The organism is Duncaniella muris (assembly GCF_003024805.1).
GTDB lineage: Bacteria > Bacteroidota > Bacteroidia > Bacteroidales > Muribaculaceae > Duncaniella > Duncaniella muris.
Genome location: NZ_PUEC01000001.1, coordinates 57212 through 74863, shown reverse-complemented (window position 1 = coordinate 74863; position 17652 = coordinate 57212). Strand labels below are relative to the sequence as shown.

Annotated in this window: 24 protein-coding genes and 1 pseudogene; 14 read left to right on the top strand and 11 right to left on the bottom strand. The window is 48.8% G+C overall.

All coding sequences use genetic code 11. The features are described from left to right. The first annotated feature begins 41 nt into the window (after positions 1–41). Positions 42–494 (top strand): CYTH domain-containing protein, encoded by a 453-nt coding sequence (locus C5O23_RS00305; protein ID WP_107030954.1) that lies wholly within the window; start codon positions 42–44, stop codon positions 492–494. Between the two features lie 150 nt (positions 495–644). Here C5O23_RS00305 and C5O23_RS00300 read toward each other — a convergent pair whose 3' ends face one another. After that, complete coding sequence (locus tag C5O23_RS00300; protein ID WP_107030953.1) at positions 645–1343, bottom strand: exodeoxyribonuclease X C-terminal domain-containing protein; 699 nt, start codon at positions 1341–1343, stop codon at positions 645–647. A gap of 22 nt (positions 1344–1365) precedes the next feature. Next, positions 1366–2073: a hypothetical protein gene (locus C5O23_RS00295; RefSeq protein ID WP_153062489.1), complete on the bottom strand. Its 708-nt coding sequence runs from the start codon at positions 2071–2073 to the stop codon at positions 1366–1368. 275 nt (positions 2074–2348) lie between these two features. On the opposite strand from C5O23_RS00295, the gene C5O23_RS00290 reads away from it, so the two are divergent. Then, on the top strand, positions 2349–2543 hold the full coding sequence (locus C5O23_RS00290; RefSeq protein WP_107030951.1) for a hypothetical protein: 195 nt from the start codon (positions 2349–2351) through the stop codon (positions 2541–2543). Between the two features lie 269 nt (positions 2544–2812). Here C5O23_RS00290 and C5O23_RS00285 read toward each other — a convergent pair whose 3' ends face one another. The 5 genes from C5O23_RS00285 to C5O23_RS00265 form a co-directional block, all read right to left on the bottom strand. Beyond that, complete coding sequence (locus tag C5O23_RS00285; protein ID WP_240597531.1) at positions 2813–3235, bottom strand: hypothetical protein; 423 nt, start codon at positions 3233–3235, stop codon at positions 2813–2815. Between the two features lie 116 nt (positions 3236–3351). Continuing rightward, complete coding sequence (locus C5O23_RS00280) at positions 3352–4350, bottom strand: ATP-dependent nuclease (protein WP_107030949.1); 999 nt, start codon at positions 4348–4350, stop codon at positions 3352–3354. Between the two features lie 90 nt (positions 4351–4440). Then, positions 4441–5736, bottom strand: coding sequence for a bifunctional folylpolyglutamate synthase/dihydrofolate synthase (locus C5O23_RS00275; protein ID WP_107031044.1), 1296 nt, complete (start codon positions 5734–5736; stop codon positions 4441–4443). Positions 5737–5821: 85 nt separating this feature from the next. Then, positions 5822–6391, bottom strand: a complete 570-nt coding sequence (locus C5O23_RS00270) for a chromate transporter (protein WP_107030948.1) — start codon at positions 6389–6391, stop codon at positions 5822–5824. Continuing rightward, entirely contained in the window at positions 6388–6990 is a 603-nt protein-coding gene (locus C5O23_RS00265) for a chromate transporter (RefSeq protein WP_107030947.1), read from the bottom strand. Before C5O23_RS00265 ends, C5O23_RS00270 begins: the two co-directional genes overlap by 4 nt. A gap of 221 nt (positions 6991–7211) precedes the next feature. Between C5O23_RS00265 and frc the strand changes: the two genes are divergently transcribed. From frc to C5O23_RS00250, 3 genes are all read left to right on the top strand, one after another. Then, entirely contained in the window at positions 7212–8519 is a 1308-nt protein-coding gene (frc, locus tag C5O23_RS00260) for a formyl-CoA transferase (RefSeq protein WP_107030946.1), read from the top strand. Between the two features lie 125 nt (positions 8520–8644). Next, on the top strand, positions 8645–10411 hold the full coding sequence (oxc, locus tag C5O23_RS00255) for an oxalyl-CoA decarboxylase (RefSeq protein ID WP_170068187.1): 1767 nt from the start codon (positions 8645–8647) through the stop codon (positions 10409–10411). Positions 10412–10523: 112 nt separating this feature from the next. Further along, entirely contained in the window at positions 10524–11492 is a 969-nt protein-coding gene (locus tag C5O23_RS00250) for an AEC family transporter (protein WP_107030945.1), read from the top strand. Between the two features lie 264 nt (positions 11493–11756). On the opposite strand, the gene C5O23_RS00245 is transcribed toward C5O23_RS00250, so the two are convergent. From C5O23_RS00245 to C5O23_RS00230, 4 genes are all read right to left on the bottom strand, one after another. Further along, on the bottom strand, positions 11757–12170 hold the full coding sequence (locus tag C5O23_RS00245) for a hypothetical protein (RefSeq protein ID WP_107030944.1): 414 nt from the start codon (positions 12168–12170) through the stop codon (positions 11757–11759). 211 nt (positions 12171–12381) lie between these two features. After that, positions 12382–12771 carry a hypothetical protein gene (locus C5O23_RS00240; protein WP_107030943.1) on the bottom strand — a complete coding sequence of 130 codons (390 nt, stop codon included), beginning with the start codon at positions 12769–12771 and terminating at the stop codon, positions 12382–12384. 7 nt (positions 12772–12778) lie between these two features. After that, positions 12779–13144 (bottom strand): hypothetical protein, encoded by a 366-nt coding sequence (locus C5O23_RS00235; RefSeq protein ID WP_107030942.1) that lies wholly within the window; start codon positions 13142–13144, stop codon positions 12779–12781. Beyond that, a complete protein-coding gene (locus C5O23_RS00230) occupies positions 13141–13533 on the bottom strand; it encodes a helix-turn-helix domain-containing protein (RefSeq protein WP_107030941.1) in 393 nt (130 codons plus the stop codon). The genes C5O23_RS00235 and C5O23_RS00230 overlap by 4 nt, the downstream gene beginning before the upstream one ends. Positions 13534–13668: 135 nt before the next feature. Between C5O23_RS00230 and C5O23_RS00225 the strand changes: the two genes are divergently transcribed. From C5O23_RS00225 to C5O23_RS00195, 9 genes and pseudogenes are all read left to right on the top strand, one after another. Further along, positions 13669–13863, top strand: coding sequence for a hypothetical protein (locus C5O23_RS00225; RefSeq protein WP_107030940.1), 195 nt, complete (start codon positions 13669–13671; stop codon positions 13861–13863). A 10-nt stretch (positions 13864–13873) separates the two neighbouring features. Continuing rightward, a complete protein-coding gene (locus tag C5O23_RS14265; RefSeq protein WP_161553519.1) occupies positions 13874–14041 on the top strand; it encodes a hypothetical protein in 168 nt (55 codons plus the stop codon). 3 nt (positions 14042–14044) lie between these two features. Continuing rightward, entirely contained in the window at positions 14045–14245 is a 201-nt protein-coding gene (locus C5O23_RS00220) for a hypothetical protein (RefSeq protein ID WP_107030939.1), read from the top strand. Then, positions 14245–14388: a hypothetical protein gene (locus C5O23_RS14260; protein WP_161553518.1), complete on the top strand. Its 144-nt coding sequence runs from the start codon at positions 14245–14247 to the stop codon at positions 14386–14388. The genes C5O23_RS00220 and C5O23_RS14260 overlap by 1 nt, the downstream gene beginning before the upstream one ends. A 7-nt stretch (positions 14389–14395) precedes the next feature. Continuing rightward, a complete protein-coding gene (locus C5O23_RS00215; protein ID WP_107030938.1) occupies positions 14396–14632 on the top strand; it encodes a lipoprotein in 237 nt (78 codons plus the stop codon). Between the two features lie 11 nt (positions 14633–14643). Beyond that, complete coding sequence (locus C5O23_RS00210) at positions 14644–14922, top strand: hypothetical protein (protein WP_107030937.1); 279 nt, start codon at positions 14644–14646, stop codon at positions 14920–14922. 3 nt (positions 14923–14925) lie between these two features. Continuing rightward, positions 14926–15208 (top strand): annotated as a pseudogene (locus tag C5O23_RS00205) (hypothetical protein). 150 nt (positions 15209–15358) lie between these two features. Further along, positions 15359–16378 carry a recombinase RecT gene (locus C5O23_RS00200; RefSeq protein WP_107030936.1) on the top strand — a complete coding sequence of 340 codons (1020 nt, stop codon included), beginning with the start codon at positions 15359–15361 and terminating at the stop codon, positions 16376–16378. 24 nt (positions 16379–16402) lie between these two features. Beyond that, positions 16403–17650 carry a hypothetical protein gene (locus C5O23_RS00195; protein ID WP_107030935.1) on the top strand — a complete coding sequence of 416 codons (1248 nt, stop codon included), beginning with the start codon at positions 16403–16405 and terminating at the stop codon, positions 17648–17650. The last annotated feature ends 2 nt before the right edge of the window (positions 17651–17652 follow it).

Sequence of the window (17652 nt, the reverse complement as noted above, 5' to 3'; positions counted from 1 at the left end):
TCGGCATAATCTCTTTACACTCTTTTAACACTCCGAAAACAATGGCAAAAGAAATAGAACGGAAATTTCTTGTCAAAGACCTCAACTTCATCTCTCAGGCAGAAGCGGCTGTCAGCATACGCCAGGCCTACATATCAGCCGACCCTGACGCCACGGTGCGCATCCGCATCCGTGGCAAAGAGGCTTTTCTGACCGTCAAGGGACGAAACTCAGGAGCCATACGCGACGAGTGGGAATATCCCGTCCCCGTAACTGACGCCGAAGAAATGGCCCGGCGGCTCTGCGGAGGCTTCGCAATCGACAAGACAAGATACATCGTTGACCACCTTGGGTGGAAATGGGAAGTAGATCTATTCCACGGACACCACGAAGGGCTCATACTCGCCGAAATCGAAATGCCCTCAGCAGACTCCAACCCGCCGCTGCCCCCCTTCATCGGCCCGGAAGTCACCGGCGATCCTCGCTACTACAACTCCACCCTCTCCCGCAAATAATCGCGGTCATCCCCACCCCCTCCAAGCCCATCAGAATATTACAATGATCAGAAATTCCTTTTGATCATAAGGAATTTCCAAATCTCATTGACAAGTCAACGCTAAAAATATCCAAAATGAGCCAAAGGTTGGACTTTTGAATCTGCACTTTTACTTTCTCATCATTGAATCAAAAGCATTGATATCTATGTCCAATGTCTGATTATTTCGCAAGAACCAATCAATGTAACTTGGATCGGTCGCAAAAATTTCTCGGAAAGTTTTTCCTTGATACTTCCCAAAAGAAATCACATCATCGGGAGTTACTTTTGGGAAAACTCGATTTATTTCCGTCTCAATAATACGCTCTCTATCCGATGAATTGTCCGGGATGTTTAATAGTTGATCGAAATCGACCCTAAAATAATGATCTTTCTCCATTAGCCAAAAAATATATTTAGGATCTTGTGAATATATCTCCTTTATTGTCTTTCCTTTGTATTTACCAAATTGAATCACATAGTCAGGATTACGATTCTGGAATATTTCATTCATGTCGACTCCAGGAACATCAAGAAGAACCCACTCCCCGCATCCAGCACAAGGGATTTCTTCATCTTTGATATTTTGACATCTTCTTTGTCTATAACTATCGTCAGGCTTACCATCCACAAAACACTTCCCATAAGCCTTGCCATATTTGCCACGAGGCTTTACTATTTCAACTAAGAATGTCCTATCTTTATTAGGGTCCATGCGTCTCTTTTCGCTTGAAGAGCGAGCCAAACCCAGCTCACACCTTTTTACCAGAAATGGTGTCCGCTTGCCAATGTTGTAGTATATGTTGAATATATTATCGTTTGGATACATAGTTTGGATATATAAGTCTTATTTACAAGTCTCTGCCATTATTGAGATTATAAACATTCTCATAATACATAACAATGACATATTTATCAAATTCTTGCTCTGATATATTGAACCACACTCGCTTATTCGAACTTAAGGCCGACAGTTTTTCCAAATAGACCTTTTCTATTTCCTTATGACGATCCTCTTCTGAAAGATTACTTAGCTCCCCGGATAAAGTCCTTAACATTATATTGGCAAAAGTTTGGTCATGAATTATACTATCTCCGATTTCAGTGGGCCATTGGAAAAATACAGCTTGATAGCTTTTTCCATTAACTTTCATCTCATATGATATGTCCTCGTTATCGGGAATTGACCAATCTTCTTGAGATAAATATTTATCGTTATTTTTCAGTTGATAACAAAGGTTGTTATATCGAATTTTTATCATTCGCTCATTAGACGGATGGGAATCCCATACCATTACTCGATATGCCCTATCGCCATTGGTTACAACGTCGATATTAACATCTGTATCATTAAACCGCCCTGTGAGCACAGTGTGGTCTCCAAATTTAGTCTTTTTAAACCCTTTCTTCTTAATCTTGCTCATTAATTCCGATTTAGTGCCATCAATCGGTATTCCAAGGAATTGTGTAATATCATTTTGAGCGGAGGCAAAAAATAACGCAACAAACGCACAAAAGGTAAGAATATATCTTTTCATTATTTCATTGATTGAACGCATTTTGTTACCATAAATGCAGATTATAAACACGAAGCGTGGAACTGCAATGCCACGTTCTAAGTCGGAGGTCGTAGGAAGAACCTTTTTAAGAGATATGGTAATAGCAGCCCACGCCGTTAGCGTGAGAACCACTATGCGCACTCTCTTAAAAGTCTTGAATTTCCTACGTTCCCGACTTCGAGATGAGCATAACGCTTCTAATTTTCAGAATGTCATGATGGGACTACACCCCTCAACCGCAAAGTTACGATTTTTTATATTGCAAGTCAATAGGCTTGGACAAAATAGCCGACAACTTCCATAACGAACTGCTTAATGCTCGCCGAGACAGAGAGATAGGCTGTGTGGACGGCAAGGCAGAGCGTGGTGCCGTTCAGGAAAACGGGCGCAATCCGGATATCGTATCTACTCATTCGCACAACACCATGCAGCATAATCGTAACGGAGGCATGTCTGGAAAAGAGCAATGAGATAAAAGCTGTCCCTGTACTAATCGACAAAATCGACATATCCGGAAAAGATTGTCACCGCAGATACCATGTCAATGCAGAAAGGATATTAGGCAAAAAAATGGGAAAAATCAACAACTCTTGCCAACACGACGCTGCCCGGTAAGAACTATTATCCTCCCCTTGCCGATAAATCTCTGAATATACTCAATATACCGTTTCCTTGCTATGCTTGGGGTCATAGGTTCTGTCCGCCGACTCACGGTTAAACAATGATACCTGAGGGCGATTTACTCGTTGGTTTGAAATATCTCTGAAATCCTGTCATTTGATGCCTGATATGTATTATCGGCAAGGTATGAGATGAGCGACTCCATCAACTTTATTTCGCCGATGCCTTTCATTGATCTGAACAGCCGTTTGAATCGTGGATCTTTATTTGACATCACATTTTTCGTCTGAGCCGTAAATTCTTTCAATTTGGGAGATAGCCCATAATCAGCCACATTGACATTTGCAATCTCAGCACATGACAATATAAACCCATCAGCCGCCGGGTGGACGAGGATTATAAAATGGGAACGAGCCGGATGACGGAACAATTTTATATGCTCGCTGGATGCTATCTCAATAAACTCGTTCAAATATCCCGGACGTCTTTTGTCTGCATCAATTATTCCAACGGCGAAACGGTCGGCAAATTTTTCCTGCATGACTTTGGCAACCTGATTACAGCCTTTCTGATGGTTACAGCCGCCCGTGCATACCAATGTCTCTACAAGATTTGTGTCAATATAACACTCCGGAATTATGAAATCGGCACGCTGGTTCATTTGCCAAGATACGCTTCAAGGTTATAGAACATATCCATCCCATTGTCATAGGCTTCCTGAAGCTGGTTGTCTGTAAGACGTTTGACTACGGTCGAATTGTCTTCCATGTCAACGACATACACAGCCAGATCATTGCCTGCACTTTCAAGTAATGAACTCATGACATACGGACTGTGGGTTGTTATGAAAAACTGGTTGCTGTCTCCGGCAATAATGTCGTTTACCACATTTGATATGTAAGGCGGGAAAGTATGGGCTTCCGGTTCTTCAAAACATAAAACCTTGTTTCGGTTACTTTCAATCGCAGCCTTATAGAATATCAGTCTCTGTAATGAATCCGCAAGAGAACTAAACGGAACAAGGAACATATCAAGACCGTTTTCTCTCATCGCCTTTATCTGCTGAGAGCCTGAATCAAACATCATCTTTAACCCGTAGCCGTGGAACAGTTCCGCAAGGCCGGATTTCAGATCAGGCAAATTCGCAACCGTCTCCATAAGATTTCCACCGGATGGAGGCAGCAGGAATCCAATGTTGGAAGATTCCGGTACAAAGTGTTTCGGGAAAAAATACGCAAGTACACCCGGCAGTACAGTGGGGTCTTTCTTTGTTGACAGAGTAAGAGAAGAAGAGAAAGCATACTTGGAAACTTCACCATGTATAGAGATATCAACAGACAGCCCATTGTTCGCACCACGAATAACATTGATTGTATTGCCATCGGCAGATACTTCCACAGGAGCAGTGGCAACTCCATTGTGAAACAGGTCTGCGGTATTCTCAATACGGAGAAGGTTTCTAAGGGATTTGTTTGATGAATTTACCATATATGGCACATCAAACAGGGCAAGAGCTTCAAGTATATTACTTTTGCCGACATTAGGTCTGCCTATCAGCACATTAATGCGCCGACAGTCGGAGAGCGTTACCGATTTTACAGACTTGAAGTTCTTAATGGATACGCTCGTCAGATTGCTTGGTGCGGATTTATCCATAATGTGCAAATTTACGAAAATATTTTGAGGTGGTTATAGTCGGCAACTGTTATTTTTATTTTATGCCGGTTTTATGCCGGGACCTTTATCTCATTTATCTTCACTGAGTAGAGACAAATTCAGATCCGCGATCAGGAAATTGCTGCCGGCTATGAGAATCATGTCATCCGCCCCGGTGGCGGCGGCCGTAGCCGTGGCAAGAGCCTCGTTCACATCAGCTATCGCCGGCCCGTTCAGTCCGAATTCGGCAGCCTGGGCCGCAAGCGCATCGGCATTCAGCCCGCGTGGCACAGACGGAGCGGAAAAATAAAGTCGCTTATCGCCTCCTATCTCCGCTATTTTACGCAGGATTGCCGAGATATCCTTATCGTTGACAAAACCCATAATCAGATGCAGAGTCCCGGATTTACGCGCCGAAAGCTGAGAGGCTATGTATTCCCATCCGCCTATATTGTGACCCGTGTCGCAGATGGTCAGCGGATCGCGCCGCAGAGTGGTCCAGCGCCCCATCAGTCCGGTGTCCTCGCAGACATGTGCGAATCCATCTCTGACGGACTCGGCAGGAATTGCGAAACCACAGCCTGACAAAACACCAAGAGTCTCCATCACGGTAGCCGCATTTCTTATCTGGCAGTCACCGGAAAGTTCTCCGCGGATCTTGCCGTAAGGAGTATGCTCATAGACCATCATCCCATCCTCGCGCCGTCCGTCAAGCGAAGCGGCATATTTCAGAGGTGCGCCAACAGCCTCCGCACGCTCCTCGAACACAGCCATGCACTCTGGCTGACGCTCTCCGATCACCGCAGGCACTCCGGTCTTGATGATCCCCGCCTTCTCAAAGGCAATTTTTTCAAGGCTCTCGCCAAGCAGCGCCGTATGGTCAGGCGAGATATTGGTGATCACACTGACAACCGGAGTGATGATGTTCGTGCTGTCGAGCCTGCCGCCGAGACCGGTCTCTATGACAGCCACGTCAACCTTCTCGCGGGCAAAATACTCGAAAGCCATAGTTGAGGTGAGTTCAAAAAAGCTCGGTGTCAAATCCGACTCCACAGCCATCCATCGCTCCACGAAATCAACCACGGCTTCATGTGATATCTTCTGACCGTTGACCCTTATGCGCTCACGGAAATCAAAAATGTGCGGCGATGTATAAAGCCCTGTCCTGTAGCCCGCACGGGCCAAGACAGCCGCAAGAGTATGGGCTGTCGATCCCTTACCGTTGGTCCCGGCAATGTGGATGCAGGCATACTCACGGTGTGGATTTCCAAACAGATCGTCAAGGGCCACAGAGGTTCCGAGCCCCGGTTTATAAGCCGAAGCGCCCTCGCGCTGAAACACCGGAAGAGAATTATATAGAAAATCAATAGACTCCTGATAAGTCATGGCTGTCAAATGTTTAAGCGATAAATTTACATAAATACTTTGATTGAAGCAAAGCTGGGAATATTAAAATTTAATTCGCGGCATATCAATAGATAAGCCACCCCGCCACGCCGGCGAGACATATAATCAGAATCGGATGGAATCTGAATTTATAAACCATCAGAAAAGCCGCCAGACAGATGGCTATGCTCCATGCTACCTGCGAACATTCCTCTCCGAAATTCGCGCCGTTCATCAGCAGCAGAGCTGCTGATGCAATAAGCCCTACAACCACCGGACGCAGCCCGGCGAAGATGCCCTTGACAACCACACTGTCCTTATGGCGGCGTATCAGATGGCTTGTATAGGCTACAAGCACAAATGACGGCAGCACGACCACCAGCGTGCAGAGCACCGATCCCAAAATACCGAAAGCCAGCGAGGAGAAAGCCTCGGAATACTCCGCCGGAGCCACATAACCTATATATGTGGCCGAGTTGATGCCGATCGGTCCGGGAGTCATCTGCGAAATGGCCACTATGTCGGTAAACATCTGCCCGCTGATCCACCCCGGCCCTACTATCTCGCGCTCGATCAGCGCCAGCATGGCATAACCGCCGCCAAATCCGAAAAGTCCGATTTTCAGATAGGCCCATATAAGTCTGAGATATATCATAGCTTCTCGTCCTCCTTTTTTATTTCATTCTCAACCTTGTGGAGCGCCTTGACATTGCGCGAAAACCAGAGCCAGCCGAAAAATCCGCCGAGCACTATGTAAAGGATCGGATTTGACACCACCGGAAGTTTCGAAAATATCAGCAGTGCCACTCCGACAGGTATCACAGCCGTCTTCCAACCGATTTTCGCAGCCTTGGCCGACGAAATCACCGGAGCTATGATCAGCGCCACAACCGCCGGACGGATTCCCTTGAAGATTGCTGACAGTGTCGGGTTGTTCTTGATCAGATCAGGCGTCAGAAACACCGCTATGCAAAGTATCATCAGAAACGACGGCAGGATGCAGCCCAGAGCGGCCGCAAGCGAACCTTTCATTCCGCGCAACTTGTCGCCGACGGCCACAGAGATATTGACGGCAAGAATGCCCGGAAGCGACTGCGCCACCGCAAGCAGGTCAAGAAACTCGTCACGGTCTATCCAGCGGTGCTTGTCGACGATCTCCTTCTCGATTATAGAGATCATCGCCCAGCCGCCCCCGAAAGTGAAGGCTCCTATCTTGAAGAAAGACAGAAACAGTTGAAGACAGATATTGTTCATAATGACTCTGTTATGATTTCGGCCGGACAAACGGTAGCCTGAGGCGGCGCCTCCCGCCGGTTCCGGCCGACAAAATTACAAATTAATTCCCGAACAAGAGCCAAAAATCAACTTTTCAGCCCGTATAGTGTTGTATAAGTACAGATTTATGAGAAATACCCATAAAATTAACGCACACACGTTAAAATCCAAAATCATCTATTCTTAATATATTTACTATTATGAACACTGCCCCACTACAAGGAATCAAGGTGATTGACTTCACCGAAGTACAGTCAGGACCTTCATGCACCCAGATGCTTGCCTGGCTTGGAGCCGATGTAATCAAAATCGAGCGTCCCGGAGTCGGCGACGCCACCCGTAAAGAACTTCAGTTCGACCCTAATCTGCCAAGCTACTACTTCCTGCAGCTCAATTCAGACAAAAAATCAATCTCTCTTGATGCCAAGACCCCTGATGGTAAAGCCATCCTTACCAAGCTTATCCAGGGTGCCGACATGTTTATTGAAAACCTCCATCCGGGTGCTATGGACAAACTCGGTTTCAGCTGGGATGTGGTCCACAAACTCAACCCTAAATGTATCTACGGTACAATCAAGGGCTTCCCTGTATCATCAAAATACAAAGACCTCAAGGCCTACGAGCCTATCGCCCAGGTGACCGCAGCTGCAGCCTCGACCACAGGCTGGTATGAAGGCGAATATGACATCCCTACCCAGAGCGGCGCGGCTCTCGGCGACTCCAACACCGGCATGCACCTGCTCATCGGCCTTCTCGCCGCCCTCCAGCAGCGCAACAAAACCGGCGAAGGCTGCTTCGTCTATCAGTCGATGCACAACGCATGTCTTAACCTATGCCGCATCAAGACCCGTGACCAGCTGACACTCGAAAAGATCGGCTATCTGTCGCAGTTCCCGCAGTACCCCGACGGAAAATTCGGTGACTGTGTGCCCCGTTCAGGCAATATAGAAGGCGGCGGCGTGCTTGGCTGGACCTACAAGTGTAAGCCTGCCGGAGATCTCGACTCGGCCATTGATGCCAACAACTACGTCTATATCATCCTCCAGCGTGGCGAAAAGGAATTCAAACTCGCCTGCCAGGGATTCGGCTTCGAGGACTGGCTCACCAACCCCGACTTCGCCACAGCCGATGCCCGTGACAAGCACAAACAGGAAATCTATCAGCGTATCGGTGCATGGACTGCCGACAAGACCAAATTTGAGATAACCGAAATCCTGTCGAAATACGGTGTGCCTGTAGGTCCTGTCCTTTCGACCAAGGAAGTGATGTCTGACCAGAGTCTCTATGACGGCAACACTCTCGTCAAGATTAACCAGGGTGGTGAGATCGGCGAATTCGTAACCGTCGGATGTCCGTTCACCATGAGCAACTATCAGCCGGCCTACGGCCCCTGCCCGTCACTCGGCGGAAATACCGATGAAGTGCTCAAGAGCCTCGGCTATACAGACGACCAAATCGCATCGTTCGCCAAGAACGGTACAACCGCACCCCTGCCTGAGGCCAAGTAAACCTACCGCACGTAATCAACGAAACTGAAAAGAGGGGACAATTAACGATTGTCTTGTAAAGCAAGCCCAATTGCTAATTGTCTCCTCTTCACTATTCTGCAACCAACTTCAAAATCTGTTTTTATATGGCAACTACAACTAACAGCAGCAACACATCCGCAGGGTGCGGATGTCAGCCTAAAGCCGCGCCCCACTTTCCTGACCAGGTGACCGGCATGTATATACTTGCCAGGGCATTGAAAAATGTCGGCATTGAAAATGTCTACGGCCTTGTGGGCATTCCTATCACCGAAGCAGCCTATCTCATCCAGGGACAGGGCATACGTTTCGTAGGATTCCGCCACGAGCAGCAGGCCGGAATGGCCGCCGCCACCGAAGGTTTTCTCACCAAGAAACCCGGCGTGCTGATGACCGTATCGTCACTCGGATTCATGAACGGCCTGACAGCCACAGCCAACGCCACCGTCAACTGCTATCCTATGATACAGATCTCAGGCGCATCGGATCCGACTATGGTCGACATGAACATGGGCACCTATGAACAGCTCGACCAGTTCAACACAGCCAAGCCTGTGGTCAAGGCCGCATTCCGATGCAGCCATGCCAAAGACATCCCCGCTGCCGTCAGCCGCGCATACCGCGCGGCCGTGTCAGGCCGTCCGGGCGGTGTGTATATCGACATGACCACCCCGGCGCTCGGTGAGATCATGGACCGCGATGAAGCTGAAAAGCTTTTCTATGAGTCGGTTGACATGTACTCTCCCGTAGCTCCGAATGCCGAATCTGTCGACCGCGCGGTCCAGGTGCTCACCTCAGCCAAGCGTCCGGCCATCCTTCTCGGCAAAGGCGCCGCCTATGCTCAGGTCGACGACAAGATCAAGACTCTGATCGAAAAATACAACATCCCCTATCTCCCGATGTCGATGGCCAAGGGCCTGATGCCCGATGCGGGTCCCCTAAGCGCCCTGTCCTGCCGTTCGACCGTCATGGAGAAGGCTGATGTGGTCATAGTGATCGGCGCCCGTCTCAACTGGATGCTTTCATTCGGCCGAGGAAAATGGAACCCCGATATGAAATTCATCCAGCTCGATGTCGATCCCGAAGAAATGGATGTCAACGTGCCTATCGCAGCGCCGGTTGTCGGTGACATGGGCCTCGCTCTTGATGCCATTCTTGCAAAAATGGACGGCGCGAAGATGTCAGCCGATCCTGCATGGGTCAGCTCCCTACAGGCAGAGGCCAAGGAGAAAAACGCTAAGTTCGCCGCACGTCTCGATGCCACGAAGGGCCTGATGCCGATGCACCACTGGACCGCGCTCGGAGTCATCAAGCCTATCATCGAGGCCAACCCTGACATCATACTGATCAACGAGGGCGCCAACACTCTTGATGACACCCGCGATGCCATTGACATGACCATCCCTCGTCACCGCGTAGACTGCGCCACCTGGGCTATCATGGGTATGGGCATGGGATCAGCCATCGGTGCCGCCGTGGCCACAGGCAAATCTGTTGTGGCCATCGAAGGTGACTCGGCTTTCGGCTTCTCAGGCATGGACTTCTCTACCGCCTGCCGCTTCGGACTCCCGCTCACAGTTGTCATCTTCAACAACGGCGGTATCTACAACGGCATCGGAGTGCCAATGGACAAAACCACCGATCCGGCGCCGACAACCCTTGATATCCACGCCCGCTACGACAAGCTCGGCGAAGCCTTCGGCGCACAGACCTACTACGTCCAGACTCCCGATGAGCTCCGCGCAGCTCTGACCGAGAGCATCGCAAGCAAGAAACCCTGTCTGATCGACGTGCAGCTTGCCGCCGACTCAGGCAAGGAATCAGGCCACATAGGCTATCTGAACCCCGCACCCCTTCAGGACATCACTGTATAGTCTTTTCCCGAAACCTACTCACACTCAGACTCAAATCCGCCGGATGGAGCCTCACCCCTATCCGGCCGGTTTTGATATTCTCCCCTGATTATCAACTTTCAAACAACTATTTATGGAACACATTATTCTCTACGCCATAGTCCCGATCATCGTAGTGATGCTTGCGGGCTATATTTCGGGAAAGAAGGGAATATTTTCCGGCGAAGATGCCAAGAAGTTCAACAAGGTTGTGCTTGACTACGCCCTTCCAGCCGCCCTTTTCGTCTCCATAGTCCAGGCCACGCGCGAAATGCTCGCCCATGATCTGAAACTGTCCATAATCTCACTTGTGGGCATCATGCTCTGTTTCATGATTGTCTACTTCGTCTTCCTGATGTTCAAGAAAAACACCGGAGCCGATGCCGCCATCTCGGCGCTTATCAGCGGTTCGCCGACAATCGGCTTCCTCGGATTCGCCGTGCTGGAGCCTATCTTCGGCACCACCCCTACTGTGGCACTCGTTGTGGCTATCGTAGGCATTGTTGTCAACGCCGTCGGCATCCCCGTGGGCCTTTCACTGCTCAACGCATCTCTTGAAAAGCAAAATCCCGGATCATCGAAAAACAAAAGCGCCTGGGCTCCTGTGATCCACGCGCTGGAACAGCCTGTGGCATGGGCCCCGATACTCGCAGTCATCTGGGTGCTCGTCGGAATACCCTGGCCCGACTGGGCAAGCCCCTCGTTCACACTCATCAAGGGCGCCAATGCCTCAATGGCCGTATTCTCAGCCGGCATCACCCTTTCGGCCATCAAGATCTCTATCAACTGGCAGGTAATACTCGGATCAATCCTCAAGATGATCATGATGCCAGCCGTGCTGCTTATCATGGGCTTGATCTTCCATATGGATCCTCTGAACCTTAAGATGCTCGTTGTGGCCGGCGCTCTGCCTCCTGCATTTTCAGGCATCATCATCGCCGACGAATATGACACCTATGTGGCCGAGGGCACTTCGTCACTGACCCTCTCGGTCATCCTCTTTATAGGTTTCTGCCCGCTCTGGCTCTGGATCACAGACCTCTGCCTCGCAGGATCATTCTAAAAAAGATTTCAGGCAGTCTGTCAAGCTGCAATGAAACTAATCAGAGTATAAGTGCCTGAGCAGCGTTTAAACTATAACGTAATTCGAGATTTACCCGTGTGCTGTACGCTATTTGTGCGTCATACATTTTAGGGGATAATATGTTGGTCATTTTCATTTCATATTCGTTTGTTTGATTTTTGAGATTATGATGTAAGGGTTAATCGTCCTCTATTTCTTTCAGAAATGCCCCTCTGCTGGACTTTATGGCCTCGGTTGAGGGTTTTATTGTTTTTTGTAATGTTGCGCCTGCAAATACCTTAAAATGGCTTCTTGTTCAGCGGCCTTGTCGTAGCGGTCTATCGCGCCATACGAAGAAAACCTCTTTGCCCAACCTCGGAAGGTGTCACATTCTCCAGTGTCGCTGTCGGTATATTCGTCATTCCACATCAAGGAGAGAGAGGCGTATGCTTCCGCAGGATGAGAGCCGATAGCATCTACAACCTCGGCAGGATATTGGCGCATGAGCAAATCAATCCATTCGTCCATGTCAATGCCGGGATTCTCATGTAGGATGTTCCAAGCACAATCTTTCAGTTCGCTGAAGAAGTCCGGCTCTTCCTCATTGAGCATATTGTCAAGAGCCTCCACGAGGGAAGCCAGTTCTTCATCCGATACTTCGTATTTGTTTTCGTCCATAATTCAAAACTTAAAAGTCAGAATGATGCCAACCGCCGTATATTCGCGGCATGAAAAATATATTCAGAACAATTAAACGTTTGCTATACTCACGTCTTTATCGCAAACTCTTTAAGCATTACGCTGGCAGATTCAATTATGCATATGAGGCCGCTGCACAAGCAGATGAGGCATTCCTGCGACTAACTGGTGAGGATTGGGATGACTGGATTTAATCAGTCGGCCTTTTCGGTCTCTTTTCCCTCATGATTTCTTGTGGGGTCTTAACGTGTGTTGTCGGAAATACTATTGGGACTGAAAACGTAAGTCTTGACACATTTTCGGTCTTTGCACTTGATTCGGTTCCGATTTTCGCGCCGAAGATGCTGATTCCTGCTTTCGCAGAGCCATCTATACCCGATGCTTCCGTCGCCGTCACAGCAACATCAAATGCCAATTGCTCTATCGGGCGAATCTCATTATCAACCGTCAGTGTTTTCAACGCAATCGGATTTGGCAAAGTCGGATTGACTATCGCCCCATTGTTGAGTTCCGATTGCAACTCGCTGACTGCTTCAGTGATATCAGTTATTGCTGTTTTTATAAATTCTTTCAGTTCCATATAATTTTTATTTCGTTAGCCCCTGCTCTATTTCATAGCTGAGGTATCTAAGCCATTCATTTTTATCCGGCAATTCGTCTCCTATCCATTGCGTATCCTCGCCTCGTTTTTCCGCCTCTACAAGTTCTTCAAATGCTTTTTGGTAAAGCGGAAGATTCTCTATCTTAATCCCGTATTTGGCGCATAACCTATGGTCTGGGTTGCATAAACCTATCAATCCCATTCCGATGAAACTTAGCGCAATCCACATAAGCAAAAACAGCGGAACTGATATCCAATAGTTATCAGAAATTAATCTGCTCAACCATAACGAACAACCACCTATTACTCCAATCCACGCAGTTTGCACGTAAAACATCATTCTGTTGTTCATTTTGCTTTCAGTTCCTCGATCCGTTCTTTGAGTTCAGTTATACGCTCGTCCTTTTCTTCCATTAGTTGTTGCAACAACCTCACTCGCTCTGCGAGGACGGCATCTCCAACGATTACGGAGATGTCTCCACTATCGGAGGCAGGCGAATAGTCACCCTCGGTATGCACCTCGTGATAGTCTATGCTTGCGTAGAGTTCAAAGAAATTAAAGTTTAATGCCCGACTTACAGCAACAAGCCTCTTGGTGTCTATGCTCTCTCCATTGAACACTCTGCTCACGTTCTGCTGTGGCATTCCAATTCTTGACCCAAACTCCTTTTGAGTTAGGCCGGACTTATCAAATCGGCTTTTTATCTCTTCGCCGATGTGGATGTCGGGTATTGGCTTCATTTATTTACTTATATTAACAATCAACATCAAACAGAGTTAAAGACAGTTAAATAACACATCATTATGATGTTGGAAACATAATTATGATTATCTTTGCACTCGAAGTTACTAAAAAGTAGCCAAATAACCTCAGAAATGGAAATAAAAAAACTCAAAACAGCCTCACTCGCCGATGCTTTAAAAGGGATGACAGTCGGCGAAACATGTGTAGCCCCCGACGGCTATCAGCCCAAGACCGTCACAAAGACGTGTGTAGAACTCAAAGAGCAGGGCTACCTGTTTCAGACCTCAACCCGCGCAGGAGTGCAGACTATAACCCGACTGAAATAAATAATTGACTATGGCACGAAAGTATTTCAAGTCAAAAGCAGAAGCAAAGCAGGCTCTTTGCGACCGCAAGCGCAACAACGTATCGTGTTGCGATGAGATTTTCAAAATGCCGAAAGGCACACGTCACGCAGGGCAATATGCCGTCTGCTCACACATGGAGTACCTAAACACCTATTGACCTATGGCAAGCAATCACGAAATCTTCTATGCGATTTGCTCCCTCTTCAACGAGGGCGAGGTAGTGGTAAGTAAGGACATCGTCTGCAAGGTCATCGACGCAGCACGCCACACATTCCCCGAGTTCGTTATCTGCACCGGGCGATATGACTCCGACAAAAAGACCCACGTCCTCTATGTGGACAACTTCAAAGACGCAAAGTAATGAAGACCACCGAGCAGAAGAGAGCGCAGGCACAGCGCATTGTCAATCTGATTGACACCCGTGGCGACTGGGTCAATCGCCTATATCGCTTTACCCAGTACCTCCTCAAATATCACCCCGATTTGATAATCATCAACAAATAACAATAGAATGAAAAAGTACATCATAACTCTCGCACTCGCAACCGCCCTGCTGACCGGTTGCACCTCCAACAAGGTCGCTCTTGACAATCTCCGTGGCGAAATATCGTGGAATGCTTTCTGCGATGCACGCGGATACGACCGCAACGACAACACCTATACAGCCGTCAACGAGTACCTTGATACTTGGTGCGGCTCAGTGGAGGAGGAAACAGCCCTCATTGAGGCAGGAGTTGAACCCTATTAAATCATACAGCCATGAACAAGACAATCTCAGTCATTCGCATAGCAATCCTCTTCGCCCTTGGCATGGTGGCTTTCCTGCTCATCTTCGGCGAGGAGCAGGACGCGAACCTGCTTACATGGACATTCCGCTTTATCGTTGACAAGGCTGTTGGCTTTGGCACAATGTTCCTCATCGCACGGCTCTACAAACGTTGGAGCAAGGTTGACCCTTGGCTCATCGCATACGACAAGATGTGCGAGGAAGTCATGGAGAAGCCTAACCCTATGTGCATTAAAGACAGCGAGGACTAATCAATGACGTTTCTCCAGTTTTCCGACAAGAGCGTACCCTATGTATGGCGTATTCGTGAAAGATGTAGCCGCTGAGGTCGTCCACCTTCTCAAGAAAGATGAAGCCGACCCCGAATACATTAGCCAACGGAAAGCCTATGAGATATTCGGACGTAGGAACGTGGAGCGGTGGCGCAGGCAGGGCAAGGTCAGCCCCTGCAAGCGTCCGGGCAAACTGGAATAACGCACGGCAGACCTGCGACTGCTACAAAGAACTCAACAGGACTATTTAGACCCGACCAAATAGTCCACCAATGGGAGATAAAGACCGCTAAAGGTTACGAGGCGGCCCAAGTAGCGGACAGCGCGCACCGCGAAAGACATTAGACACTCAGTGGCAGGTTCGACTCCTGCCTATCCCACCAATAGACAACAAACATTTTTAGTATCACAAAGTATGAGTAAAATCAATCTTACCGTTGAGCAAATCAACGAACTGCAACCGCAGGACATCACCACAAACGAACTTGTGCGCGACAAGTTCATTCAAATCTACGAAGCGATGTGGACTCCCACCACTGGCGTTCCGGGCGTAGCTGCCTATGAGCGTGAAAGCCGATTTTTCAACCGCATTCTCGGCGAGAAAGAGGACATTCGCAAAAAATGTACACGCTTCTCAATCTTCACCGCGTTCCTCGATGTGGCTATATCGGGGCTATCACTTGAACCCGGCTCACGCGCACAGTGTTATCTGCTATCTCGCTCTATAGCCGTTGATTCATACTACGAGAACGGACAAAAGAAAAGCAAGTACGAGACGCACTGCATCCTCACAATCTCCGGCTACGGAGAACTCCTGCACCGCGCCCGTGTCGGTCAGATACGTCACGCCGACAACCCAATCATCGTTTATGCCGAAGATGAGTTTGAGTACGGAGAACGTAACGGCAACAAGTTTGTAAACTTTACTTGTCGTCATCCTCACACATCAGGCAACATCGTGGCCTGCTACATGAAAATAACACGCGCAGATGGTTCGATAGACTACTCCGTTATGCTTCCCGAGGACTGGAGCCGCCTTGCAGGATACTCTGCACGCAATAATGCCCGATGGGATAACGAAAAACGTCAGTGGACAAACCTCAAACCCAACGCGCTTTACGGACAACAGCAGGACGGCTCTCTGAAGATTGACACTGGCTTCCTCGTTGCCAAGTGTATCAAGCACGCTTTCAAGACCTACCCCAAAGCGCGTGTCGGACGTGCAACGCAACTGGAGTCTCAGCAGGTCGATGACATGGAAATCAACGATGACATCTACGGACTTGAGGACGGCTCGACCGTCAACACCACAACAGGCGAAGTAATATCCAAGCAGGACACTGGCTTTGCTCCTGGCCCCGACACTTCCGCAGGTGTGACAATCAATCCCGAAGCCTCTGCCGACAACGCAGACGGTGGCGATGATGTATTCTAATAACCATTACAATACCAAAGTACAATGAGTGTAAACGATTTACCGCTCTGCCAAAGCGGAGAAACAACCAACCCCAACCTGCCTATCCTGCGCCAAGAGAATGTGCAGATGATAGTTCAATCTGCCCCGAACGCATACAACATCAACTCGCTGTCCTCAATGCGTTGCGCGGATTATGGCAAGAATCTTCTCGCCGAGATTCAGCAGCACGGCATGACCGATGAACTTGACAAGCGTTGCGCCGAGTTCATTTTCAAAGCAAAGCGCACTATAACGAAGATGAACGAACGCCGTGCGCCCTTTACCAAACTCTTTGACCAGATACGTTCCGAGTTCACTGGCATGGAGAACTCTATTGACCCCTCCAAAAAGGACACTGTTCCTTACCTCATTCAGCAGGCGCGTAACACTTATGCCGCCAAAAAACGTGAAGAGGCTGAACGCGCACGCCAAGAAGAGCTGCGCCGTCAACAGCGCGAGAAAGCGACCAAGGACTATCAGCAGAACGCCGAAGACGATTACCGCCGTCAGTTTGACGGAAAAATAACCGCCGACATAAACACCCTTACAAGCCTCAACCAGTCGCTCACGATCGAGAACTTTGATGAGGTTAGCGAGAAAATCAAGAACTTCAACGTCACCCTCGGCAACGAGTGGTTTCAGCATTGCCAGTCCTACGCCCACAAGCCGTTTGAAATCAGCGATGCCGAGGCTATTGACATTCGCCAGTCTATCCTCAACCGCCTCTCCAAGCAATTCAAAGAGCAATACGCCTCCGAGGTCGGCGAATACCGCGACACCATTGTTGACGCTCTGCCCTCAAAGAAGCGCGAACTGGAGCGCATGGCGAAAGCCAATGCCGAAGAGCAGGCGCGTATGAAAGCCGAACTTGAAGCACGTGAGGCCGCAGAGGCTCGCCGTCTTGACGAGGACCGCAGACGCAAGGAAGAAGAAGCACAGGCGGCAAAAAAAGCACAGCAGACCGCCAACGAAATGGACGGACTCTTCGGCCAGGCCGCCGTGGCTACCCCGGTAGGCTATCAGCCAAAAACCGCCGTGAAGAAGCGCATTGTTACCGACAGCCCCGAAGGTATGCTCGCTGTAGTGTCTATGTGGTGGTCTAAAGAGGGTCGCTTCCTCTCAATGGAGGAACTCTGCAAGATTTTCAAGAAGCAAATTACCTTCTGCGAGAAACTTGCCAACGACAAGGACAGCCCCGAACTCATCAGTTCGCCGTTCGTACACTACGAAGAGGAAGTTAAAGCCAAGTAAGC